At 37.6% G+C, this 26713-nt stretch carries 19 protein-coding genes; 1 reads left to right on the top strand and 18 read right to left on the bottom strand.

Features of this window, described 5'->3' with window-relative positions:
• Nucleotides 1-280: 280 nt before the first annotated feature.
• The 4 genes from hemJ to psbQ form a co-directional block, all read right to left on the bottom strand.
• Nucleotides 281-862 carry a protoporphyrinogen oxidase HemJ gene (gene hemJ / locus RMY32_RS26780; protein ID WP_322711985.1) on the bottom strand — a complete coding sequence of 194 codons (582 nt, stop codon included), beginning with the start codon at nucleotides 860-862 and terminating at the stop codon, nucleotides 281-283.
• A 265-nt stretch (nucleotides 863-1127) separates the two neighbouring features.
• A complete protein-coding gene (locus RMY32_RS26775; RefSeq protein WP_322711984.1) occupies nucleotides 1128-1979 on the bottom strand; it encodes an alpha/beta fold hydrolase in 852 nt (283 codons plus the stop codon).
• A gap of 140 nt (nucleotides 1980-2119) precedes the next feature.
• Nucleotides 2120-3232 (bottom strand): FAD-dependent oxidoreductase, encoded by a 1113-nt coding sequence (locus RMY32_RS26770; RefSeq protein WP_322711983.1) that lies wholly within the window; start codon nucleotides 3230-3232, stop codon nucleotides 2120-2122.
• A gap of 108 nt (nucleotides 3233-3340) precedes the next feature.
• Complete coding sequence (gene psbQ, locus RMY32_RS26765; RefSeq protein WP_322711982.1) at nucleotides 3341-3808, bottom strand: photosystem II protein PsbQ; 468 nt, start codon at nucleotides 3806-3808, stop codon at nucleotides 3341-3343.
• Nucleotides 3809-4168: 360 nt separating this feature from the next.
• On the opposite strand from psbQ, the gene RMY32_RS26760 reads away from it, so the two are divergent.
• Nucleotides 4169-4597 (top strand): hypothetical protein, encoded by a 429-nt coding sequence (locus tag RMY32_RS26760; protein ID WP_322696769.1) that lies wholly within the window; start codon nucleotides 4169-4171, stop codon nucleotides 4595-4597.
• Between the two features lie 246 nt (nucleotides 4598-4843).
• On the opposite strand, the gene RMY32_RS26755 is transcribed toward RMY32_RS26760, so the two are convergent.
• The 14 genes from RMY32_RS26755 to cysC form a co-directional block, all read right to left on the bottom strand.
• Entirely contained in the window at nucleotides 4844-6526 is a 1683-nt protein-coding gene (locus RMY32_RS26755) for a GUN4 domain-containing protein (RefSeq protein WP_322711981.1), read from the bottom strand.
• A 30-nt stretch (nucleotides 6527-6556) separates the two neighbouring features.
• Complete coding sequence (locus RMY32_RS26750; RefSeq protein WP_322711980.1) at nucleotides 6557-8569, bottom strand: ABC transporter ATP-binding protein/permease; 2013 nt, start codon at nucleotides 8567-8569, stop codon at nucleotides 6557-6559.
• A 189-nt stretch (nucleotides 8570-8758) separates the two neighbouring features.
• Nucleotides 8759-10153: an MFS transporter gene (locus tag RMY32_RS26745; protein WP_322711979.1), complete on the bottom strand. Its 1395-nt coding sequence runs from the start codon at nucleotides 10151-10153 to the stop codon at nucleotides 8759-8761.
• A 55-nt stretch (nucleotides 10154-10208) separates the two neighbouring features.
• Nucleotides 10209-14936 (bottom strand): non-ribosomal peptide synthetase, encoded by a 4728-nt coding sequence (locus tag RMY32_RS26740; RefSeq protein ID WP_322711978.1) that lies wholly within the window; start codon nucleotides 14934-14936, stop codon nucleotides 10209-10211.
• 116 nt (nucleotides 14937-15052) lie between these two features.
• A complete protein-coding gene (locus RMY32_RS26735; protein ID WP_322711977.1) occupies nucleotides 15053-16024 on the bottom strand; it encodes a hypothetical protein in 972 nt (323 codons plus the stop codon).
• Between the two features lie 61 nt (nucleotides 16025-16085).
• Nucleotides 16086-17417 carry an MBOAT family O-acyltransferase gene (locus RMY32_RS26730; protein ID WP_322711976.1) on the bottom strand — a complete coding sequence of 444 codons (1332 nt, stop codon included), beginning with the start codon at nucleotides 17415-17417 and terminating at the stop codon, nucleotides 16086-16088.
• 185 nt (nucleotides 17418-17602) lie between these two features.
• Entirely contained in the window at nucleotides 17603-18712 is a 1110-nt protein-coding gene (locus RMY32_RS26725) for a hypothetical protein (RefSeq protein WP_322711975.1), read from the bottom strand.
• Between the two features lie 8 nt (nucleotides 18713-18720).
• Nucleotides 18721-19209, bottom strand: coding sequence for a GtrA family protein (locus tag RMY32_RS26720; protein WP_322711974.1), 489 nt, complete (start codon nucleotides 19207-19209; stop codon nucleotides 18721-18723).
• Nucleotides 19210-19234: 25 nt separating this feature from the next.
• On the bottom strand, nucleotides 19235-20863 hold the full coding sequence (locus RMY32_RS26715) for a glycosyltransferase family 39 protein (protein ID WP_322711973.1): 1629 nt from the start codon (nucleotides 20861-20863) through the stop codon (nucleotides 19235-19237).
• 60 nt (nucleotides 20864-20923) lie between these two features.
• Nucleotides 20924-21859, bottom strand: coding sequence for an isopenicillin N synthase family dioxygenase (locus RMY32_RS26710; protein WP_322711972.1), 936 nt, complete (start codon nucleotides 21857-21859; stop codon nucleotides 20924-20926).
• A gap of 16 nt (nucleotides 21860-21875) precedes the next feature.
• The gene (locus RMY32_RS26705; protein WP_322711971.1) at nucleotides 21876-23669 is read right to left on the bottom strand and encodes an ABC transporter substrate-binding protein; all 1794 of its coding nucleotides are present in this window, start codon (nucleotides 23667-23669) and stop codon (nucleotides 21876-21878) included.
• A 22-nt stretch (nucleotides 23670-23691) separates the two neighbouring features.
• Entirely contained in the window at nucleotides 23692-24858 is a 1167-nt protein-coding gene (locus tag RMY32_RS26700) for an aldo/keto reductase (protein WP_322711986.1), read from the bottom strand.
• 29 nt (nucleotides 24859-24887) lie between these two features.
• Nucleotides 24888-25904, bottom strand: coding sequence for a fatty acid desaturase family protein (locus RMY32_RS26695; RefSeq protein WP_322711970.1), 1017 nt, complete (start codon nucleotides 25902-25904; stop codon nucleotides 24888-24890).
• A 223-nt stretch (nucleotides 25905-26127) separates the two neighbouring features.
• Complete coding sequence (gene cysC / locus RMY32_RS26690; protein WP_322711969.1) at nucleotides 26128-26706, bottom strand: adenylyl-sulfate kinase; 579 nt, start codon at nucleotides 26704-26706, stop codon at nucleotides 26128-26130.
• Nucleotides 26707-26713 lie beyond the last annotated feature (7 nt).

The raw sequence follows: 26713 nt of genomic DNA, 5'->3' as shown, positions 1-26713 counted from the left end.
AAGGTTTTGAGTTCAGCGAACTGATTATCAATAGTGTCAGCTTATTGATAGAGTCCTAACGGAAAATCAAAGATTTTAAAAAAAATTTTCCGTTGTTTTTCGTTGATTTGATTGCCAACTCGACTTGTGTATACACGGTAGGTGAAGGGGAGGGGGCAATATTTCAAGTTTCCCCCCAATACATCGGGGGGATTAAGGGGGTCTATTCGACTTTTGCAAGAGGTCTATTGTTGCGATCCAACTTTTAATAAGGTAGCCCAGCTGTGCCACCTTACTTTGTCTAACTTTGTTCTTGTGGTTTCCCTATCTGTGCCGTCAATTTCTCTTTATCCTGCCTGCGTTTTTTGGCGTAAAGTTGAATAGTGACTGCCATCAAAATAATCATGGCGAAAATAGCCCAAGCAGCCATATCTGTAGGTAGATTATTTTTAAACACAGCCAACAAAACGATCGCTACTAACATAACTGTAGGCGCTTCATTTAAAGCACGTAATTGCTGACTATTCCAGCGACATTCATCTACTGCTAATTTCTTCATCAGCCGAGCGCAGTAATGATGATAGCCAATTAAAAGCGCCACAAACAGCAGTTTGATATGCAACCAACCCTCTTTTAAAACGTCCGGTTCAGTGCTTAATAAACCGATGGCCATTGCGATCGTCACAAACATTCCTGGGTTAGTGATGATATAGTAAAGGCGCTTTTCCATAATTTGATACTGATTTTTCAGTATCGTTCGTGCTGGTTCAGGTTCAACGTTCGCTTCAACGTGATAGATAAAAAGACGTACTAAGTAGAATAAACCAGCAAACCAAACTACAAATCCGACAATATGAAAGGCTTTAAACCATGAATAAGCCATAAATCATAATTTCCTTTACTTGTAATGGTAATAAAAAGTAGTCAGTAACCAGAATTTTGAATTCAGAATATTCTACACATTCAAAAATGGACTTTTAACAAAAAACAACATTTGAATTCTGACATTCATTTTTATAATATCCATTTTTGCCAAAGCTATAGCAATCCTAAATCATTCGTAAGACAAAACCAAGGACAAATGACCAATTGACTTAGGACAGTCAACACCAAAATTCTCACAAATCAAATAGAATTGCTATATATTGTCAATGAGCATCTTTACGACGCACAAAGGGTAAAAGGTCTTGCAAAATCGTCTCGTGGTAGTGTTCTTGAGGATAATGTCCGACGTTATTAAGTTTTATTAATTCGGTATTTGGTACAGAATTGGCAAAGTTTTCGGCAATGTCTATAGGTAGCCAAGGGTCAATCATACCCCATTGAATCAGAATTGGTTGTTGCCATTCTTTAAAGCCAGTTTGTATTTCGGTCATGGCTGAATCAAGCTGTAAATTGCGAATACTTGCTAAGAGACTTCGACCAGACGAAGAAGCAGTTAAAAATGGTTTTCGATAAACATCTAAATCCTTATCTCCTATGCGATAACGGCTTCCGCCTTCTAGCGTCCGATCGACTAACAAGGGGTCTTGGGTCATGACTTCACCTGCTAAAGGTAAACCCATTTGTTTAATTTTCCAGGGTAATTTAGCAGCAGTTGAAATTGGTGTATTTAAAATAGCTATATTGGCAATTTGTTCTGGATGACGCAAAGCATATTGTAGTCCTACAGAACCTAAAAAACCTTGGACAACTAAAGAAAAATGTTCAAGTTCTAAAGCTTTAATAAATCCTTCTAAAGCTGTGATAAAAGCATCGGGAGTGTAAGCAAAATCTCGTTTTTCTGGTTTGAAAGAATTGCCGTAACCAATCCAATCTGGTGCGATCGCTCTTGTCCCCTGATTCGCCAAAGCAGGTATAATATGACGCCAACTGTAACTTTGGGAAACTAAGCCGTGTAGCAACAACACAGGCGCTAAGTCACTTCTGCCGATTGGTAAAGATTCCCGATAAAACCATTCCAGTGAATCTACATTGATTTTATGTTCTGTTATTGACACGCTATTTTCCTATATTGGGCATTTGTCATTTGTCATTGGTCATTTGTCATTTGTCATTTGTCATTGGAAAAGAGGAGGCAGGAGGCAGAAGTTCTAAAATGTTTGAATTTTGAATTTTGAATTTTGAATTGATTTCTCCCCTACTCCCCAGTCTCCATTCCCTGAGAAATAATCATCTCACGAATCGCATAAGCTGTAGCGGGCGCTAGTAAAACGCCGTTGCGATAGTGTCCGGTAGCTAGGAGGACGTTACTAAACCCTGGTAGCTTACCAATAACTGGGGCTGGGCGACCTTCAGGGCGGGGACGTAAGCCTGACCAAGTGCGGAGAATATTTGCTGTGGCTAATTCTGGGCAAAATGCGATCGCTTGTTCTCTAATAGATTTCAGCAGTTCTTGATTTGGTTGTATCTCATCGCCATTGCTGGGAAATTCCACTGTTGCGCCTATCCAATAATCTCCACCGCCCACAGGAACAATATGCACATCGTTACCCGTTATCGCTGGTTGGAAGTCGGGATTTCCTAATGGATGCCCCACACGCATTTGCAATGCTTGCCCAAGTACGGGGCGGATATCAATTATCTGATTTAATTTTGCAGTTAGTGGGGTTGAACCTAACCCTGCTGCAATTACAAACCAATCTGCGGTTATTTTTCCTTCTGTAGTGTCAAGTTGATGGCAAAATTCAGGTGTTGAGGTTGGGGCATCTAAAACAGTCACGCCAAATTTGAAAGTTACACCATTTTGCTGGGCAGCTTCAACTAAAGCTAACGTCAGGGCAGTTGGATCGAGCTGGCGGTCTTGCAAAGAATAGACAGCATCAGTAATTTTTTCGTTATTAATTTGAGGACAGATATTCTGGAGTTTAGCCGTGTCCCAAATTTCTAAATTCCAGCCTTGAGAGTGGCGAATTTCTGCTAACTTTTCCCATGCTGACATCCCCTCTAGGGAAGAATCAGACAAAAGCATGAGAATTCCCTGACGATTAAAAGGAATTTTGCGACCTGTTAAAGCTTCTAGTTCAGGAATCAAAGTTTCATAGCGTTGGATGCTAGTTTGCCGCATCTGCCAAGCCTTGCCCTTGATTTTTTGGCTGATTGCGCCCATCAAAACGCCAAGTGCAGCGCCTGTGGAAGCTTGTGCTGGTGGTTGGCGATCGCAAACTGTAATTTTCAGCCCTTTTACTAGACTTAGTTCGTAAGCGATCGCAGCTCCAACTACACCACAACCGATAATAACTACATGACTCATTGCTATTTTGAGGCAAAGATCGAGAGATGTGGGAGATGAGGGAATAGGGGGAGCAATTTTTACTCTCCCTCATCCTCCTCATCCCCCTTTGCTCATCTTACCTTGGGCTTAACTTGCCTCTGCTTCACTGTTGGTCTTAGGAAGCAGGTCGAGGAATTTGTCAATCTCTGCGAAAGCAGCTTGGGATTGATTCAAGGCAACTAGAGGATTGCCAGCACTAGTAGCTTTATCGAGTTTAACCAGGTCGTTAAACAAATCTCGCGTTATTTGACGTGCTTTGGGTTGGTCTTTGGGTAGAAGGTTGGAAGTGACATAAGTCAGATTCAGCCTTGCTTCTGTTATGGGGCCATGTATAAAGTTACGCACATTGATCCAATCACCTCTTTTAATCAGGGTTGTCAACTCTTGTGAGCGATCGCGCACAGCCTGAATTTCAGGAACATAACCCTGAATTTTTTCAAGTTGCACTGCTGTGTAAGTCGGAGGTGCCACCGCAACACCAGGGCCACCACAACTAATCAGGAATGTGGCCAATAGTACTAGGAAAAATGAAAAAATCGAGCGTTGACGCACCATATATTGAACTTAATTGCTTTTTGGTTTACCGATTAACAGTGTCATTTTAGATCGCTAGCGGAGTTAATCGTTCTTGTCAGCCAAGGATTTTGCAGAAAATCTTGATATTTTCTCCAAAGAACAGAGTTTCATCTGCTTTGGAGTAATTTTTAAGTACAATTACTTAATAGGTGTTAGGCAGTCCCAACAAGAAGCGATTTTTTGCTTCTGTTAGTAACGAGGATTGTTAGGAAAATATGATTTAGAGTTGCTAAATCTCAAAGGTCTTGATAAGCTAAAACACCAATAATATAAGCCTTCTGGCGGTTTTTCTGTCTTCACATCCTTGAAGATGCCGACGCAATATAGGAGTGTTTTTTAGTGAACGCAGCTGAACAGGCAACGAACCTTGAACTCGCCAGCAACATTGCCACGGTAGTTAATTTGTTCAAATTCGAGTTTCCTGATGCCAAATCCGATCTCAAACCCTGGAAAAATGACCCGGAAACTAGGGAGTTAGTCGATCCAGATTCTATAGATATTGGCTTTCACTTTCCTGGTATTAGCAAATCTTGGCGAAGTCGCAGTATTTTAATTCAAATCCGATTTTATCAAGATCCGATCAATAATTCCCGGCGTGCGATCGGCGTGGAGGTGGCTGGATTCGATCATCGCGGTGAGGCATGGCGACTTTCTACGGTAGAAAACTGGAGTGTTGTCGGCGCATCTTCGCCTTCTAGTGAAATCGAGGAAAAGCTCAAACAAATTTGCCGACAGATTTTAGAAGTTTTTAATAAATCAAGTGAATAAAATCAACAATGACAGCACAATTAGGATGCACTCTTAGGGAAAAGGGACTCATGTAAAAGGGAAAGGATTTTGAGTTTCTTTACCCTTTACCCCCGCCCCTTATCCCCAGAGGGGACCTAACCTTCCCCTTTACCCTGGCAAATGCCAAGAAGTCTATTGGGCGAAGTTGCTATGACCTATTTTAAAAATATGTATCCTCACAAAATCTACACTTAAAAGATAATTTTAGAATTACTAAACATCCTCTCAAATTATCTTTAAAGAACTACAAACTTTTGTACGAGAAAAGAATAAGTGCATCTGCCAAACTAACCAAGATTTTACCCGCCAAGCTCCCATTGAAAGGTGTTCTGTAGATGATAGAGATAAGTCAGAGCTATGTTGATCGTAGTGTAACCATTTGGCTGGTAAGTGTCCCATCGGTGTCATGGGGGACAATTTAAAAGTTAGTTGCTCATAGTCTAACCAGTTTCCCTCTTTTCGCCAACCAAGGCGATCGCCGAGTCTCTTTTCTGTCTCATAATCTACTTGACCACCCATTTCACTCCAGATAGTTTCCTGAACACTGAAACCGAAATAACCATAACTATATTGTTCCCAAAGTTCATCAATGGTATGGATGTCTTGACAACAAAAGTTATCAATATCTTCCTTATAAACTTCATTCCAATAATTCTTCTTCATGACTTTTAGCATTAATTTAGCTGTTTCAATGTCAGCTTCTTTCCACTTATGCTGCGAGAGGAGATATTGCAATTGGGTATAATTAATATCTTTATTGCTGAAAAATTCTTTTGTCAATGTAAGATTGTTATCAGTCAGTTCCATTAATCCTGTTTCTTTAACAGTAGATAGAGATACTGTAGAGACAAAATCTACTTCTGCTATGCCTAGCATTTTTCTTTGATCGGTAAGTTGCTTAGATATATAGTTAGATATTAAATCAATACCCTTGTCTAAAAAGACAAAATTTTCGCTCGAATCTAAATTATCGCTTTGCCAATCTAATAATTTAGATTGAATAAAAGCATCTTTTAATCTAGTTTTTTTATCATAACTTGTCACCATAAAATCGAGAAAAGTTTCAGAAATGACCTTGGCTTCTTCAAGGTTAAATAAATTTGACTGATACTTTAAAATATTATCTCCTAAATTTTTAATATCTCCGACAGTTGCGTAAAAATATTCATCTATTTTTACGAATTCATCGATTAAAGATTGAAAAGGACTAAAGTAATCTTGTAAAGAATTCTCAAAATTGATTGCTGTCTGGGCAATTTTTGCTATTTCTTGACGAATTTTATAGGCTTTACTTTGATATTCATAAAGCTCTTGATAGGTGTCTAAATCTTTAACTATTTGCTGAACAATTTCTTTTTGTTTTTTTATATCTTCTGCAAGGTTTTTAATTCCTTCACCAAGCAAGCTAATTTTTTCTAACATCAAAAAATAAGCATTACTTAATAATAAAAATGCTTTAAAATTTTCTTCTTTATCCCATCTTAGTTCATTAAGTATTTGGGGATTTTTATAATTCTTTAGCTCTAACTTGCTTCTTTCATCTTCTAAACTTTTTATTGCCAAATATTTCTGTTTGAATAACTTCTTTAAGTCGTTAGTAAGGTTTAATAAAAAATTGTGATAACTATCTTTGTAACTTTTTAGAAAATCAATGATATGATTGTAGTCTTTAATAAATAATTGAATTTCATTAAAAATCTCTCCCTGGCTAACTTTTTCTTTTCGCTTAATTATGCCTCCCAGCTGATGATGATATCGAACACCTTCTTTAATTAGCCTTTGACGTTCTCTAATTGTTTTTTGAACCGTTTTTACACCGTTATTTTTGAGAATGGGTAATTGATAAGTTCGTTCGTAGATTGAAATAGTTTCGTAAGTAATTAGTTGTCTTTGCTGTTTAGTTAACATGACCTGAATTTTCAAAAATATTAATAGTTCTTAAGTTCTTACCCATTTCAACACTTTCGGGTCTTTGTCATAGCGATAGGTAAAGCCATCCTTGGTAGTAATGGACTTACCAAGGCTAGCCTTGCTTCTAATAGTGTTAATTTTGGAGTCTGTTAATGTCTGAATTTCTTGATGAGAAAGTCCTACGATTGTGCTTATCTCCGTCGAGATTTCTGGTTGACTTGGGGATGTGTTATCAGTTAAAACATCTATCGTAATGTTAGTGTTTTCAGGAGAATTAGTGATAATTTCTTTTGCTTTTTGCAGCCGATAATCCTGCACAGTTAAAAGTTGCCAACTAGAGTCTTGTGAAAGTTCCAAAACCCATTGATGATAATTAAACAAACTTTCTCGATGTCCAACACTAATGAAAGTTGTTTTTGTCTTTTGTAATTGTTGATATAAATTACCTTCATTATTCAAATCTAAAGCGCTTGTTGCTTCATCTAAAATAGTGAAGCTAGGGTTAGTAACTAATAATCGTGCGAAAGCCAAACGTTGTTGTTCTCCGAGGGACAATATATTTTCCCAAGGAACTTCACTATCAAAACCTTCAACTCGACTTAACAAATTTTGCAGGTTTACCTGTTGCAAAATGTCTTTGAGTTTGGCGTCGGTCATTTGACGATTTGTATTAGGATATATTAACTGTTCGCGTAAAGTTCCTAAGATGATATAAGGACGTTGGGGTAAGAATAAAACTTCGTCTAAGGGAGGTCGCATTAAACGACCAGTTCCCGCATTCCACAAACCTGCGATCGCTCTCAATAAAGAACTTTTACCTCGACCACTTGGCCCTATAATTAATAAACCTTCGCCTGGTTGAACAGAAAGTGACAAATCTTCTACAATTACCTGTTCATAGTTGGGCGTTTGTAAAGTGACATTTTCAAAAGCAAATTGATTCTTTTCTATTGTTTTAATAGTACTGACATTTTCGGGTTGTTTGCTAACTGCTTCTAACGCATTTGAAAACTCAGATAAACGCTCAACATAACTAGAAAATCGTCCAGAATTTCCAAATTCTCTAATTAATGTTGCTAGAGCATTGGCAAACTGATTACAAGCTATACTAGCTTGAACAACTTCTCCGAAATCAGCTTGACCACTCATATATATCGGTGCAAGTACTAGATATGGAAATATTTGGATAGCAGCTTTATATCCTCCGTCAAAAAATTCTTGATTTCTTTCCCAATTAATCTTGCGCTCGACATTTTTTAGAAGGTTACTAAATCTTCGTTGAATTATATTAGATTCTTGGTTTTCTCCCTGAAAAAAAGCTATCGATTCCGTGTGATCGCGAACATGAGTCAGACAATAATTATATTCTGCTTTCAGTTCTAGTTCCGCTTGATTAATTTTATTTAATTGTTGAGATAAATAAATAGCAATCAAATTACCAATAATCGTATAAATAAGTAGAACAATGGCGATAAATTGGGAAATTGACCAAAGAATTACTAAAAAAACCGTCATTTCCAGCACTTTTTCTAGAAAAATAGCCGAAAAATTCAGAGCATCACTAGTAATAGGTTCGATTTCTTGGGATATTCGTTGATCTGGGTTATCAACATCAGATATAAAGTTAATTTTATAATAAGCACGATTGCTCAAATATTTTGATAATATGTGATTGTTTAACCATTTATACCAATCAATAGCGATTTTTGTTCTGACAAATTTAGAAAATCCGTTTAAGAGTGTTACGCAAACAAGAGCAGCGGCGAAAATCACTATTGTCTTAATAAAGTTAGGATAATCTTTTTCTTCGATTACATCGGTTATGTAGCGAGTAACGAAGCTATTAAAGGCAGTTACGCTTACCAGCGCGATTATTAATAAAATCAGGAGAATGAGCATCCCCCATGTCCGAATTACGTCTGAAAATATTCTTTCTTTGGATTCTGTTGGATACCAGTAAGGGCCGACGATCGCTCTTACATTCTCCCAAAATTTATTCAAGGTCAGAGGAGAAGGCTCATTTGAAACTTTGGTTTGCATATTCTAAAATCAACCGAACATTTTTTTAATTGAAATACAGAAAAATTTAAGCGATTAAACAGTACAGGATTTGATGTTGAATCTAGATACAAAACTTTTGCAATTTATGAAATAAATTAATAATTATCTATTTTTAAAATAGGTAATTAAAAAAATAAAATAATTAACGACTACTAGGCAACGCCAAATTTAGGATACCAAAGAAACTACGTCACTCTTGCTAGAAGCTGTATCAGTAGCCATCGCAACTGCATTACTAACATTAGGAAGTTCATCTTCCACAAACCGTAGGCGAGGGTACAAGTAAGCAAGAGAGGTTTCTAAAATGGTCAAGACTCCCATAATAATCAGTAGAAGTCCCATACCACGACCAGACCCAACACCGATGATTTGTCCGATGCTTCCCGCCAAATAACCATCAGTAGCCATTAAGGGTTCAAAAACCTTCTCAGCTAAAGGCCCAATCGTGATGTAGCCTAAAGGTAAAGCAGCCGCTTCAATCGCGCCTTTGATCGCAAAAACTCTACCTTGCACACTAGGTTCTACTTTTTTTTGCATGACAGCTTGCGTGGAACTGGAAACGATCGGTTGTGTCAAAGAGAATAAGAAGATGCTAACAGCGAAAATGACAAGAGAGGGTTGCAAACCGGCGGCGATAATAAATACACCATTTAACAGCATACACCCGTATATTGCATAGATGTTGCGTTCTAGTCCTCCCCAGATACTCACGAGCAAGCCGCCTGCTAGAATAGCAATGCCAAATAGCGAAAGAATAGTTCCCAGAACGCTTACTGAAACGAAATTCAACACTAGCGGAACAGTAATGACATTAATACCTCCCACAAGATAAAGACTGGAAGCTGAGAATAAAATTAGTCCCAGCAGTCCAGGTCGAGCGATAAAATATGTAAATCCGTAAGTTGCTTCACTGAGAAATGAACTTTTTGCAGTTGTAACAACACTTGTGTTGACTTGCGGGAACCGAACCAGCATCAAGGAGACAACAGCAATAGACACACTGGTTACGTGAAGCAAAATAATCCCTTGGAAATGAACAATACTTAGTAGAATACCTCCGAGAGTTGGTGCAATGATTATGGAAATGCCATACATCAGACTCATCAGACCGTTAGCACGATTGAGGTGCTGTTTTGGCACAAGTAAGACTGTTGATGCTGTATAAGCTGGCATGTGAAAAGCCATGAAAACAGCAGTGAAGGTATTGGCTAAGTAAATATGCCAAACTTCCAACCGACCGATGACAAATAAAACGCCGATCGCGATCGTTCCCAAACACGCCAAGACATCAGCGATCATCATCGTCTTTCGGCGATCCCACCTATCTACCAAAGGCCCAGCTATCGGGGAAATTAAGATTAGCGGTAAAGTATTAAATAGGGAAATTAAAGCAAACTGGGTGACTGAGCCAGTGCGATTGTAAACCCAAATGTCTAAGGCAAAGGCAGTGGTACTCGAACCAATCAAAGCGATCAACTGTCCTAGCCAAACAACGAGAAACAGCCGCATTTCTCGCAAAGCAGTCAGTCTTGTTTTTTCTATTATCTGTACGTTTGACATCATAATCTGGTATTTTTTAGCTTTTTACTGTTCAAATTTTTTAATTACGAATTACGAATTATGCACGGCATTGAGAATTATGCTTTTGAAATAGTAAACAAAGGTCACTTAGGCGGCATTCGGGATTATTAATTAGCAGCTCAAGCAACACTAGAAACTGAGTGACTGCACGGCTAATAGTAGTAGCATCAAACAAATCGATTTTGTAGCACCATTTCCCTTCAATACTTCCTAATGTTGTTTGTTGAAGATAAATATCCCAATCAAATTCTGCTGTATTAGTTTCAATTGACCAGGGATGAACAGTTAAATTTGTCAGTTTTAAATCTGATGGAGGCAAGAAGTTAAACATCACTTGATATAGCAAAGAGTGGCTTGGTTCTCGTTTTGGCTGTAGTGCTTCTACTAACTTCACGAAGGGAATTTGCTGGCGATCGCAGGCTGCTAAAAAACAGCCACGCACCTGATATAGCAACTCACTCAGACTTGGATCGCCACCCAGGTATGTACGTATTGGTAGTGTGTTAATAAAGCATCCAATAAGCCCTTTCGTTTCTACTTGCTGGCGATTGGCAAAAGGAGCGCCCACGATAATATCTGACTGTCCGGTGTAATAGAACAGCACTATTTTAAAGGCTGTTAATAAAGTCACGAATAGAGTTACATTGTGCTGTTGGCTCAAATGTTTAAGAGCATTTGTTAGGCTTTTAGAAATAATGAAAGTTTGACTTGCACCTTGAAAAGTTCGTACTGGCAAGCGTGGGCGATCGGTTGGTACTTGCAGCACAAGTGTACTATTACCTAGTTGCTGTTTCCAGTAGTCAAGCTCAGACACGAAAGCTGGACGAGCAACCCACTGCTGTTGCCAATGGGCAAAGTCAGCATATTGAATGGGTAAATCAGGAAGTGGTGAGGGCTGACCATGACAAAATGCTGCGTATAATTTTGTTAGCTCCTGTAAAAACACACCCACAGACCAACCATCAAAAACCAGATGATGGATAGTTACTATGAGTAAATGCTCGGCATCAGAGAGCCGCAACAGTTTGATGCGTAACAATGGGTTTTGTTCTAAATCGAAAGGCTGGTTTTTTTCCTCAGTTACGAATCTTTGAGCCAGAGCCTTTCGCTCAGTTTTAGATTCAGAAAGTTTTCGCAAATCTATCACTGAAAATGGTAGGATAGGCTCCTGAAGAATTTTCTGAACAACTTGTCTATCCGTAATAGCAAAAGTAGTTCGCAGAGTTTCGTGACGACGCACAATTTCAACGAGGCTTTGCGCCAGAGCATTGACGTTGAGTAAACCCGTCAAGCGATAAGCCAGTGGAATATTGTAGACGGGAATGCCCGGATTTAATTGAGCTAATATCCAAAACTCAAGCTGAGTCAAAGAGATTGGCAACTCTTTTGTGTTTCGAGGTACTGGTTTGAGCGATGGAGTCAACTCATTTTGACAATCAGGCAAAGGGGCAAAAAGGGATAAGAAAGAATGATTATTTCTCCCCCGCTCCCCTGCTCCCCTGCTCCCCTGCTCCCCTGCCTCTTTTTGCCGGTATTCTGAAATTTGCCGATCTAGCTCGACTACTGTCGGGTAATCAAACAGACAGCTTATAGGTAACTCCACTTTGAAAGTTTCTCGCAACCGAGCAATAACTTGCATTGCTGATAAGGAATGCCCACCTAATGCAAAGAAGTTGTCGTGGATACCAACTTTTTCTAGTCCTAAAACATCACTCCAGATTGCTGTCAAAACTTCTTCAGTTGCAGTACGGGGTGGAATCAACTCTGTAGAGATGTTACGTGTTTCCCTAGTCGTAGGTGCTGGTAAAGCACGGCGTTCTATTTTACCACTAGCGGTTAGAGGTAGAGCATCCAGCAACTTGACAAAAGCAGAAGGCAGCATATATTCGGGTAGCTTTTGTTTGAGGTAACAAAGCAGTTCGCCGGTGTCTAGATGCTGTTTGGGGACAATGTAAGCAACGAGACGCTTGTTTCCTGGTTGGTCAACCCTTGCGATAACTACTGCTTCTTTTACCTGTGGGTGCGCGGCGAGTACGGTTTCAATTTCCCCCAGTTCAATGCGAAAGCCCCGCACTTTCACTTGATTGTCAATTCGACCGAGAAATTCGATGTTGCCATCAGGTAAATATCGAGCGCGATCGCCTGTTTTATACAAACGATTCTGATCTTTGGCAATGAATTTCTCAGCAGTCAATTCTGGGGAATTAATATAACTTCTGGCGATCGCCACGCCGCCAATATACAGTTCTCCAGGAACTCCAATGGGTAATGGCTGTAAAGACTTATCTAGGATGTAAATTTGCGTGTTGGCAATGGGACGACCAATGGGCGGAAGTGGCGACCAACTGTTTGCAGCATCTTTTAAGGTAAAACTTGTTACTACATGGCTCTCCGTTAGGCCGTACTGATTTTGCAGCGTACAATCAGGAAGCTCTCTAAAAAAGTTGACTAAATCAGGAGTAATATGCAACTGTTCTCCTGCCGTTATAATCTGACGCAAAGATGCAGGATAGGATTGAGAAATAGAAGCGGTATTGGCTAATTGCTGAAGGGCGACGAAGGGCAAAAACAATCTTTCTATCTTTTCTTTAGCAATTAATTGTAATAATGCGAACCCATCCTTCTGTACTTCTTCGGCGATTAAAACTAAGCTTCCGCCGTTACACCAGGTAGAGAAAATTTCTTGAAAAGAGACATCGAAACTGATAGAAGCAAATTGCAAAGTTTTGGCACAACTAAAAGCACTTTCTTCTATTTGCCAATGTAAAAGGTTCGCCAAAGAACGGTGACTCATCGCTACACCTTTGGGTTTGCCGGTTGAGCCTGAAGTATACATGACATAAGCCAAGTTCTCTGATGTGACTTGACTAACAGGATTTTCCTCGCTGTTTTGGCAGAAATCCGATGTATCTAAGCAAACTACTGTTAAAGAAGTCGGAAGTAGAGTTTTGTAACGAGGATTTAGATCCATATTCTGCTCTGTTCCACAGCAGGTCATTTCCCCCTGCTCCCTGCTCCCTTCCCCCTGCCTCTTAGTTGATGAATCTGTAAGTAACACCGACGCTTGAGAATCACTCAACATATAATTTAAGCATTCTTGAGGCGATCGCGGATCTAAAGGTACGTAAGCACCACCAGCTTTGAGGATTGCCAAAAGTCCTACTGCGATCGATAAAGAACGCTCAACGCAAATCCCTACCCGCACTTCTGGCCCTACCCCAAGTTTTTGTAGGTGGTGTGCTAATTTGTTAGCCTGACAATTTAACTGCTGGTAAGTCAGTTGTTGGGATTGGAAAGAGACTGCTACTGCATCCGGTGTTCGTTCTACCTGTTCTTCAAACAACCGAGCGATACATTTGTGAGGATAATCTGTTTGGGTATCATTCCATACCAAAAGTTTTTGCTGCTCGGCAGCAGTCAGCATAGGTATTTCGCTTACTGTCTGCTCGATATTAGCGACCATACCCTCTAACAAAGTCACGAGATGCCCCATCATCCGGTTAATCGTTTCCTCATCAAAGCGGCTACCATCATAAAGAATGCGTAGGGATAACTCTTGTCCCGGTACAGCGATGACTGTAAGCGGATAATTAGTTTGTTCAATGACTCGCCGTTTGGTAATCTGGATGCTTTGACCTGGATTTGAGAAAGACGTATCTTGTGGATAGTTTTCAAACACCACGATGCTTTCAAACAAAGGTAATTCTTGGGTAATTTCACTAATAGCCTGAATTTTGACTAACGGACACCAAGAATACTGCGATCGCTCTACCTGTTGAGTCTGCAATTGCCTCAGCCATTGCCATAAAGGAGTCGCTGTTGGGACTTTCACCCTTACTGGTAGAGTATTAATGAATAGTCCTACCATAGATTCCACCCCCGATAAAGTGGGAGGACGGCCGGACACAGTTGCGCCAAATACTACCTCAGACTCATCAGTGTAGCGACTGAGTAAAATTGCCCAAGCTGCTTGTACGAAAGTTGACACTGTTAGATGATATTGCTGTGCTTGGGACTGTAAAGCAGCAGTTATGGGCAACGATAAACAGCAGTGCTGCTCGTGGTAGGTTTTTAGTTGTGGAGAATTTTGCACCTCACCCTGATTTAGTAGCAAACGGGTAGAGCTAGTAAATCCTTGGAGTTGTTGCCGCCAAAAAACTTCTGCTGCTCTCAAATCTTGTTGTTGTAACCAATTTATGTAATTTTGGTAAGGACGAGGAGTATTTAAATATAAATATTTGCCTTTAAGTAAAGCATTGTAAAAAGTAAAAACCTCTTTGCACAGAATCGGCCAACTCCAGCCATCAATCAGCAAGTGATGAAAGCTCCAGATAAATTCGTAAGTATCATCAGCGACTCGAATTAACGTGAATCGCATGAGTGGAGCTTTGTCAAGAACAAAGCCTTGGACTCGATCTGCTTGTAAGAAAGCTTCTAGACGCTGTTGTTGTTCTGTTGCAGATAAGGAACGCCAATCATAGTTTTGCCAAGGTAACTCTACTTGTTTACATACTACCTGGAGAGGCTTTTGTTGCTTTTCCCAAACCACAAGGGTACGCAAAACTGGGTGACGCTTCAATACTCGCACACAAGCCTGTTGAAGTACTCTGATATCTAGATTTCCAGAGAGCGTGAGACAAAACTGCTCAAGATATACTCCTGATTCTGGCTCGTGCAGAGTATGAAAAAGCATACCCTCCTGCATAGGAGAAAGAGGATAAATAGATTCAATATTTTTATTTTTAATTATTTGCAGTTTGCTCATATAAGGCTATTATTTTATTTTTGAAAAGATAGGTACGCCTCTTTATCCAACTTTTATTGTTCGCCATATATTTAATTTCCTACGTTAAAGTTATGAAATCAGATTGATTTATATAACTAGAAATAATCGCCAAATAATACTCCATTTTTTTGCCCTAAATACTTGTAAGCTATCTGACTATTTAATTCTTGAAATTGTCTCATAATATCTTCTTTTTCTTTCGGCAAGAGAAGTAAATCATCAATTAAAACATTTGGCAGCATTGATACTAATTTACATATTGTTTTATTATCAGATAAAAAACTCAAAAAATTTTGATAGTTTGACCAATAACTATCATCTAACTTTATAAATCTAGCTAAAATTCTTTCATTTAAATTATTTATAAGTAAAAGCATCTTGATCGTTTTTCCTGATGGAGACACATTTATTTTTGCACCATAGTCAACTTTATAATCACTTTTATTGTTGAGTTGATTAATGACTCCTAAAAAATCAGCAAAAATATGATTTTTTGTATTTGATTTTGCAAACAGTCGAACAATCATATTGTCATATCCAAATATATCTGCCCAATTCTCTAATATTTGATAATAGTTAAAGATATATTGATATTCATTAAATAACTCTTTAATTCCTACGCTACATGCTCCTAGTTTGACCATGTAACAGTAAGATGATTCTAAAAAATCATCTTGTTTTCTTAGATATATAACTACCTTAATTTCGTATTCTTTTAACAAATCTTTTATTTTTGCAAGTGTTTCAGGTTGATAAAAGATTTCAAAAGAAGTAAAAGCTTCTGCGGAAATTATCACATTTTTAGGGTTAATAGAGTCTATTTCTGTTTTCAGTTCTTCCCAAATTGACATTGAAAGTGTATTATCCTTGTCTTCCAAACCCATTAAACAATGGGCTAAAGTATTATGACAGTAACGGTTAACTATTTCTTTGGCATTATGTTTTATACCAGACATGGGATACAAATAACCGTTTTCTAAAAATTTATCCCTATTGTTAAACAATGCTTTTTGTAGACAAGTTGTTCCGGTCTTGGGCATTCCAATGTGTAAGTAAATTGTTGTCATATCTCTCTAATTGATGGCGTAATTTAAAAGGTATTTTTTATAAAAGTTGAGCGATCGCACACTAAAACTGAAAGTAGACAAAGGGTTGAGGATTGATTGCTGTCAGCCGAAATATTGTTGAGACCAACACCCCAAATAAAACAGCAAAACTCCAACTAGGAATTTTACGCCACCAATCGGCAAACCAACCCTTATAAGCCGCCCAGTGGAGGATAATTAAAGGTACAAAAATCCATGCAATTTGGAGATTTAGGTTTTCATAACCAAGAGAATTAAAGAATAAAAAGGATTTTTCTATTTCTACAGCACTGCTGAGATCGTTACTCCGAAAGAAGATGGCAGAGGCACAAAACCAATAGAATGTTAGGGGAATACCTAGCATCTTTCTCAGTGGTACTAATTCCTTATAGGGAGCGATCCGAGATGACCATTGCTTGTGAACAACTAAGGCGATTCCATTTAATCCACCCCAAACTACAAAATGCCAAGCAGCCCCATGCCAGAGTCCTGATAAAAGCATCAAAGTAAGAAGATTTCTATACCCAAACAATTCTGTGCGTTCAGCTTTTGGTCGCTTTCTCATTAAAGGAATATAAACATAATCTCGCAACCAACTGTAGAGAGTTATGTGCCAACGTTGCCATAAATCAGTGATATTAGCGGAAAGGTAGGGAAAATTAAAGTTCAGAGGTAGTTTGTATCCAAGTAAACCGGCTGAAGCGATCGCCATATCAGAATAACCAGAAAAATCGCAGTATATCTGGATGACAAAAGAAATAACAGCAATCCAACAACTCAAGAAAGTATAATTTTCTGGATGACTGAAATACTGTTCTACTACGGGCGAAAGATTATCTGAAACGCAGGCTTTCTTAAAATACCCTACGAAAAAAAGTATTAAACATCCTCTAAAATCAACCTCGCTTAAATTTTTTGGGGTTAGCAGTTGAGGTAAAAAGGTAGATGCCCGGACAATAGGCCCTGCAACCAGTTGAGGGAAAAAAGTTACAAATAGAGAAAAATCCCAAAAATTTTTCACAGGTTTGAGTTTACCTAGATAGATATCCAGGGAATAACTCAAAGTTTGAAATGTGTAAAAACTAATGCCTGCTGGCAAAATAATATTAAGGGTTTTAAGACTCAGGGGTAAGCCCAAAAAAGCTAATAAGTTGGCAGCAGAATCGGTGAAGAAATTATAGTATTTGAAAAATCCTAATATTCCGAGATTTGCTACTAAACTAAGTATCAACCATGCTTGATGTTGTTGCTGATTTTGTGGCTTGTTCAGTAAAGAATCCCAATTCCAAAAACTTGTAGTTTCTTTTTTTTGTACTACATCAAGTGAGGCGATCGCTTTTGCTTGCAAATCGCTAACCTGCGGTTTAGACAGCATTAAACCGACAAAGTAATCAATAACTGTCGATAGCAAGAGCAAAAAAAGAAAGCGCCAATCCCAAGCACTATAGAAAATATAACTACAGATTAGTAGCCAGAATTTACGATGATTGTGTTTCTGTAAAGCCCAATATATGCAGAAAACAATCAGAAAGAAAAATAGAAACCGAAATTCTGTAAATATCATAAATTATTTAAGTATTGAGCAAATTTTGATGCCAGTAAAAGTGTGAATTCTTGAGCGCCTTGATAATTGAGATGGGCGCTATCAATTCTGCGATCCACTTCATATAAATTACTAAACTTCTTAGGATTATTAAAAGCAAAAAGGGTATCGATATATCCTGATTGATATGCTTTGTAAAGAGCAGATGGATTGGAATCAGTCTCTAGGAGTGGCGGAATAAAAAAGACAGCTTCAATTTTCTTGTTGTTAATTTGCTGTTGTTCAATTCGGGAAGCAATATTTTTCACCATTTTCGCTCCATATATTATGGATGTATTATTAAATGCACTTTCTGAATTTAAAGTGGCTAATTTTATTTGTTCATCTTTGAGATTTTTTTGATAAGTATTCAACCCATTTGTGCGGAATATAGTCTTCCATTTATCAGCTTTTTTTTGCCAATCTATTGCGTAATATCCAGATTCTTGTATGAGCTTATCCTCAGATACTTTTGCTAATGGATCTGCATTTGATAAATCTAAATTTAATATTCTTTCTTGCCACAAAGTAGAAAGCTGACCAACTCCTAGCCATCGGTAAAGAAAGCTTTGAAAGTTAGCGTATATATATGGAACTTTTACTTTCCAGCTATCAATTGATGATTCCAAAATTAATTGGAAATTTTCTAACGTTTTCTGAGGAGTATGCCAATATATTTCTTGAGCGGAAGTAGAGCCAATGTTTGTAAATAAGTCAACTGAACAATCTAGAAATATCCACTTTAAGTTTGCTGGTTCTAAAGCCAGAATTTTTTGTAAGTAAAAATCTAGTTCTGATACATTTGCACCTGCAATACCAAAGTTGAAAGATTTTACACTTTTACCCTCTGTTGTCATGTATTTATCAAACAATTTCGGGATTACCCCAAAGTACGTAGTACTTGGCCCAAGAAAAATAGCGTCATAATCATCTTTGTGTTCAGTCAAATATTGCCATTTAACACTGATTTCACCAAGGTTTTGGATAGTCTTGTAATAGGGTAAAATTAGATTTAAGCATCCAGAAGAAAAAAATATAGTAATAATAAAAATTAAGCTATAGCCAAACATCACTAATGGTCTTAACATGATTTTTCTTAAATATCTACAACTACATCTGTTTTTGTTAATTGCCAGTTCATCTTCAGGTTGAGCCAGAAATTCCAAAGTGTCACACAAGCGATCGCTACCAATTTAGCTATGTATTCATTCACTTGAAATTGATAAAACAGCAAATTTACAATTAGGCTATTAAAAATAAGTCCGATTAAACAAATTAGATTAAACTTGACAAAACGTTGCAACTTTTGACTGTTTTTTTGCTCAAAAGACACATCACCAAATGTCCATAAATCATTCCACAGAAAGTTATTAATAATTGCTATTTCTGTGGAAAGCATTGCACTTGGAGTTAACGCCAAACATAACGAGCTATGAAAGCAATAGAATGCTCCTAAGTCTACAAATACTCCACTAAAACCGACTACAGCAAAGCGGATAAATCGACTAAAAAGTGCGGAATTGAGATAAAAGTAGATTTTACCTCTCAGATAACTAATATTGAAATAGTCAAGATATTGCTTCATTCAACTTCTACTTTTTTAATGTTTTTTATGTTTTCTGATTTTTGTCGAGTTGCCAAAATCCTTCAAGTGGGTAGACTAATTTAAGTGAGTTAGTTTTATCTTGCTGGAGTTGATGAGCTAAACTATTTTCTAGGTCGTCAACAAAGAAGATAGATTTATAATCTTGAGGCATTATTGGTAATTGGTTGTTTTGTATGGGAAATAAGGAAATTTTTGGTTCTAAACTATGACTTAATGTGAGGATGACTCCCAAGTTATAATCATTTTTATTACTTATTAATAAAACATTATTATTAGATTGGTTAATACGTTTACTCATTGCTAGTAAATTCTTGCCACCTATTTGTGGCCACCAAGTTTCAGCCTGAAAAAATCTGACATCAGAAACTAGCCCAGAGATAAGTAATCCCACCAAAATGAGTTGCCAAAAGTTTTTCTGCCAACTCTTAGCTAGAAAAAGATGGAAAGCTAAAATATAGACTACAGCAATTTGAATGCTGAGATATAACGGTATCTGATAGCGAAAATGAATAGAGCGAATTCCCCCAAAAGCTAGGTCATATAAAAGCAATGTTAACCCTGGAAATCCGCCTAATAAAGCAATAAATAAGCTAGTGTTAGTTGATAAAAATTTGGTCAAAAAAATAATAATATAAATAATTAAAAATAAACTAAATATTATCGTAGGAATACTATAGAATAAAGGACTTTCATAACTTAAATTATTGACCCAAGCATCATCAGAAGCTAAATTAAAATCAAAAAATATTCGGCTAATCCGACTGAGCCAAATTCCAATCAGGTCAAAAGGACTATCTGTTTTAAATGTTATCCATGACAAAAGATTTGTTGCTGTGTCAGCTTTGGTAATCAGCACCGTTAACCAGGGTAAAAACATTAAGCAAGCTGCTATTGAACTCAGTAAATAATTACGCAGGGTTTTTTGAAAGCGAAACTTTTGCCTAATAACTATATAAATACCATGAGCGATCGCAACCATTACTGTTAATAAATGGGTGTAGAATCCCAAGGCTAGGGTGAGAGCATACACAGCCCAGGTAGAGAAACTTTCTCGGCGAATGGCTCGCAACAAAGCAGCACTTGATACTAAGATCATCACCATCCACAAACCGTATTCTCGTGCATCTTGGGCAAAGAAAACCTGCAAGGGAGAAATCCCCATTACAGCCATTCCCACCCATCCTACTAGTGGTGATTCAAATAACTCTAAACACAACCAATACACACTAGGAAATATCAACAAACTGATTACTGCTGATAAACTCCTGACTCCCGCCGGAAAATCCCCAAAAACTTGCGCCCACAATCTCACCATTACATAATACAAAGGTGGATGTTGCGGGTCTGAAGTTATTAAGTAGCGAACTGTATCAACCACAGATCGATCTGGGTTAATGTGTTGATATTTGTCTAAAGTGATGGCAGGAATTATGCCTTGATTATTGCCCCAATTGCTAAAAACTTCTTCTTTAACTTCAGCTAGCGTATGACCAGATATTGCCAGCGATGTAGCAATTTCATCATACCAATACACTTTTTGCCCTAAATGGGTAAAGCGAAAGAAAATACCTAACCCAATCAGGCTAATTACCAGAATTTTTAACCAAGTTGGAGGATTTGACTTTGCTAGCAATTGGATCAACCCTTTTTAAAGTAATGTATTAATTACGAATTACGAATTACGAATTACGAATTACCCTTTTGGCTGCTTAAAATATTCCTGTGCAAGAATTGGTGGATACTTAGGAACTTCATCTATATCTAAGCAAGTCTTAATAGAGTTAATTTGAGCATCGTAATTAGGGCCTGTAAAAAAGGCGCATGAGTATCTTTGTTTAGCACTGTGAGATTGAGTTGGAACTATAACTCGATGTGGTGTAGCGCGAAATTTATCGTTCGTCCATCGCTGCATTAAATCTGCAACCAATACTATAATTGCATCAGGAATGAAGGGCGCTACAACCCATTCTCCAGCATTTGTATATACTTCTAACCCTTCAGAATCTTGAAATAAAAATGTCAGAGTTCCGATGTCAGTATGTTCTGCCAGATAAACTTTTCCTAGTTCTGGAGGCTGATATATAGATGGGTAGTGATGCCAAACGATGCCGTGATTCTGTTCTGAATATAAACTTGTAAAGTAATCTTCTGGAATTCTCAGAGAAATAGCCAAAGCTTGAAATACTTTCAGGGCGCTTTCGTGACAACTTGTGAAAAATTCCATCATCACTTCACGAAACTGAGTCGGATTTTTAGGCCATTTATTCGGTTCAAAAAAAGGATCTTCGATTGCACCAACTTCATCGAGAGTAATTTCCTTTCCAAAATGAAAGCCTTCAGTCATTAGCTCATTGGCGTTATGTTTATCTTCACTTTTTTTAAAATTATGATATCCGCGAAGATTCCGGTCTGGAAAAAAAGATACTTGTTCTTTTTCATCCTCTGGTAGTGCAAAAAAGGACTCGGTTTGTGAAAAAACTTGAGCAATTAGAGTATTAGGAATACCATAATTTTTCAGGTATAAACATCCGACCTCATGAATAGCAAGAGAAATTTGTGTAGCAACAGCTTCTTTTGCGGTTGAGTCACCTATAAGAAAAGGATTGAAATCAATGATAGGAATTTGCATACAAACGATATCCTCTTTAGTTAATTTCAGTCAGTTTCAAGTTGTAAGTGTTCCAAAATGTCCCTAGTAAGGGAGAGTGTTCAATACCTTGGATACGGTTTCGTACTGCCACCATTGAGAACGGGTTAACTAGATAAATAAATGGCAGATACTCCTGAGTAATTTGTTGAGTTTCTACATACATAGCTTTACGCTTTGCTTCATCCACTTCGGAGGCTGCCTGAATGTATAAATTACCAATTTTTCGTTCCCAATCTGCAACCTGTCGCCCTATTATCGGCATTTGTCCTGCTTGGGATTCTTGATTAAAAAAGTGCCAACCAGCTTCAGACAACCAAACATTAGCCCAATCATTTGGTTCTTGACCGACAGCAACCTCAAGTAATTGACACTCCCAATCGAAAGTTTGAGTCAATTTATTGATGAAAATGCTAGCAGCTACGGGATTAAAATCAACAGTTATGCCAAGGTTACTCAAATTTTGTTTTATGTGTACTCCCATCGCCTGCAAGGCATTATTGGTACTATTAGTCATTAGGCTAAAGCGGACAATATTTCCTTGCTCGTCTAATAGCTGACCTTGATTGTTGTATTTAAAGCCTGCTTTTAGAAGTAATTTTTTCGCTTTTTGAAGATTGTATTCATAGACAGTTTGGACAGGAGAATAATACTTGCTCTGTACAGCAATCGGCGAATTTTGCAGTTTCCCCAATCCTTTATAGATATTGTTGAGTATTTGTTGGCGATCGATTCCATAGGCAACTGCTTGTCTAAATTCCACTGTATTGAACCAACGAGACTTTATGGGATCGACCAGTGGTTGACCATTCCTACTGCCTTGATTAAGATTAAAAGTAATAGCAGTTGATCCAACAAAAAGACCGCCATTATAGATAGTAAACTTTCCTTTACTTTCTTCATGTTTTAATAATGAAAAATAATCAGTATTGACGTTGATGTAATCTAATCCTCCAGAACGAAATTGGATTAAAGAAGTATCTTGATTAGGAATAATTTGCCCAATCACGCGCTCGATATAAGGTTGTGAGTTGCCTTGAATATCTTTACGCCAGTAATAAGGATTTTTGCGGAAAATTATTCGCTGGCTCGGAGTATAAGATTCTATTGTATAAGGGCCATTGACAATAATATTTTCTGGGGGAGTATCAGTTCCCCAAGTAGACATAAATTTAGGACTGCCTTCTTGACCTTTTGTTTTGACGCTTTCCCGAAAAATATGGGCTGGTAAAATTTCTAATTTTGTAGCCCGAATAAATGGAGCAAATGGTTCAGGTAATGTAAATTCAACTCGCAAATTATCAAGCTTTTGCACAGTAGGGAAGGTACGATTTTTACCAATCATGAAGAAGTCTTTAGCGTAAGTAGGAATATCTGGATTACGGTAAATTTCATTGTAGGTAAAAACGACATCTTCAGCCGTTAGTGGTTTTCCATCTGACCATTTTAGCCCTTTTCTGAGGGTGTAAATTACTTGTTTATTATCCTTGGAAATTTGCCACGATTTAGCTAGATCGGGTTCAATTTCTCCCCGAGCATTTTCTTTAACTAGCCCTTCATAAGTATAGTTTAAAATATAAGCCGATTCTACGATTAAAGCTGGATTGAAAGTTGTCGGTTCCGTTGGTAAAGGGACAATAATTTCCGATGTTGGTATTGCTTGGATTTTTGAGGTAATTTGATGATAAATAATTATGGCGATCGCAGTTACAAAAGCCAGCAAAATTACTAACCAACGAGGACGAATTAAAGTATATTTGTGATGATTTTTTAATAACTTATCATTCACCATCGTGAAACCACTCCGCAATTTCTTATTGACTAGGTTGAGATAGCAACCTATGAGCATCTTCTAATAAAGCTGGTATTTTGTCAGCATGGGGACTATGACGCAAACAATCACTTAGATCGAATTGTCTAACTTTTTCTGCTGTCAGACCAGGGAACCAAGGATCGGCAGTATTTAAGTGGTTATAACGCCTTGTAGCATATTCAAACATATCAAAAGCGATCGCTAAATTTCGCAACCATAAAATAACTGGAATATTAATCTCACCAGGGGTTTGGGGATATCTGGGTAAACCAGTGTGCCAAGTGCGATACCAGTCTTGTCCGAGTGTGGCGATCGCTGCTTTCTCTAAACGGTTTAAAATTGGTGGTAAAATTTCATCTGCTCGATCTAAAAGTTCTATAACTTTCAAGTGTTCATCAAAATCTGATGGTTTAGATGCACCCAAGCTGAGAGTATGTACTTGAGGATGGCTCAAACAAAACAGATCGTTAAACACCATCGGGCTAAGAGGATAGCACAAGTCTAATAACTTTTGTGGAGGCTTATAAAGCATACCACCTTTATCTGATGGGCTAATGATAAATACACCCATGTCATGATGTTTGGCGGCTTCAATGGCGGGCCAGTTGAATTGATTAATGTAGTACCAGTGGAGATTGACATAATCAAATTGATTGGTTTTAATGGTTTTGATAATTAAGTCTGTTGGAGCGTGGGTAGAAAAGCCAATAAACTTTACCTTACCCTGAGCTTGCAACTGTCGCGCTACATCAAGACAGCCATTGAGACGAATGCTATCTTCAAGATGTTGGTAATTATTAATGCCATGCAGTGTTAATAAGTCAATGTAATCTAGCTTTAATAAAGCCAAAGATTTCTCACATAAATGGCGGAAGTCTTCAGAGTCAGATGTAGGAGTAACCTTAGTTTGGACAATAATTTTTTCTCTAGGTAACTTAGGTAAAATAGCTCCTAATTGCATCTCAGAAGTCCCATACATTCGGGCAGTTTCGATGTGATTGATGCCAACTTCTAAAGAACGGCGAATAGTGGCTTCTAGATTCTGTTGATTTTCATCGGGAATTTGTTCTTGAGTAAGCTCTTTATACTCAGTATAGACGTAGCGCATTCCGCCACAGGAAAAGACTGGCATTGGCAATTCTGTGCGCCCGAATCTACGATATTGCATCATAAATGTATTTTGATTAGAGCGATTCATTAATGACTTTTTGCCGCAATCAAGCCTTGCATTATTTTTAAATGAAACATCAAGTATGATTTTTCAATATGCTGAAGGTGATGTTGAATTAACTCATGTATCTTGGAGTAGTTACACGGTGGCATACTTGGGTATAGATGATGCTCTACATGGTAATTATTATTCCAGTAATAAAACCTAATTATCGGGTTAGAAATCATTGTTCGTGTATCATTCCATAGGTTGTGATTTAAGTCAGACTCACATCCATAGTGATCTGTAATACTGAAAATAAAACCGAATGGAGAAGCAAAAGTTGCTAATGGTATCCAGTAACCAAAGAACAAAATCCCAGGAAAAATTACGGTCAATCCTGCCATTAATACAAACCAACTCAATAGTAACCAATTATTTTGTAAGACAAATTGGCGTTGTTCCGGTGTTTTAAAATAGCTCAAATAAAAGTTATCTGATAAGGCTGATTCTTCTTGTGTATGTGTTTTCAAAGATTCTAAATATAAATCTTTGGTTACTAACCACCAATTTTTCCATGCCGCGAGAGGATAAAAATATGTCAAGGCAAACAGATAAGTATTAATATTAGGAAATGTTTGCCAAGCTGAGGTATCTCCTATGATTTTACCTTTGCTTTTTGCTTCTCGATGATGTCCAATATGAATATATTTGTGAAACGAAAAGTTCATCAATAATACTAATGATAAAAAAGTCCCCATGAATCGGTTAGTATTTTTTGAATTATACAAACTATAGTGAGAACAATAATGTATTGCCGCAAAAAAACAGACAAATAAAAATCCTTGAACCAACCAGACTAATAACCACACTGCCCAGTTATTCAACCAGAAACCAATAGCTGCGAAGATGAAATATGTACCAATGACAATGAATGTTTGAACAATCGGTCTAAATGTAGGAATCTGATGCAACAGACGTAGTTCTTCGTTAGATATTTTATTCTCTTGTGTATCACTATTTATTGTATGTTCAATTATTTGATTATTTTCTGTAATTTCCATTTTGCACATCTCTGTTTGCTAAATTTCACAACCATAAAATTACTGGAATATTAATCTCATCAAGGGTTCGTTTATAAGTGGGTAAACCAATATGCCAGCTAGAATACCAGTCTTTTCCAAGTGTAGTGATCGCTTCTTGAGCAGCAAAACACTGGCATTGGCAATTCTGTACGCCTAAATCTACGATATTGCATTATCAATGTGTTTTGATTAGAGGGATCCATTATATCAGTGAGTAATTGTTATGCAATTGTGACAATAATAGAGAATTGATGTACCCTAACTCTTCTAACTTACTTAAAATTTTATTTGCGCTTTCGGCAACACTTTCTTGATTAGTTTTGCATTCAACATCAGGTTTTAGAGGTATTTCGTATAAATCATCAATTCCAGTGAAATCAAAAATTTCACCAACTCTGGCTTTTTTGTACAAACCTTTAACATCTCGCTGTTCGCAAACTTCTAGTGGTGCATTTACGTATACTTCAATAAAATCTCCAATCTGTGCTTTCACTTCTTCTCGAATTACTCGATATGGTGAGATAACCGAAACCAGTACAATGATATTATTTCTAGTTAGCAGGTGAGCTACAAAACCAATTCGCCGAATATTCTCGTCTCGATCCTCCTTACTGAAAGTTAACCCCTTACTTAAATTTTTGCGTACTACATCGCCGTCAAGTACTTCAATTTTATATTCCTGCGATCGCAATTTTTTCTCCAAAAATCGGCAGATAGTGGTTTTACCAGCACCACTCAAACCAGTTAACCATATTGTTACACCACGCTGTTTTTCTCCCATCACTTTA

This window comes from Nostoc sp. ChiSLP03a (assembly GCF_034531215.2).
Taxonomy (GTDB): Bacteria; Cyanobacteriota; Cyanobacteriia; order Cyanobacteriales; family Nostocaceae; genus Nostoc.
This window is presented reverse-complemented; position numbering and strand designations above follow the sequence as displayed.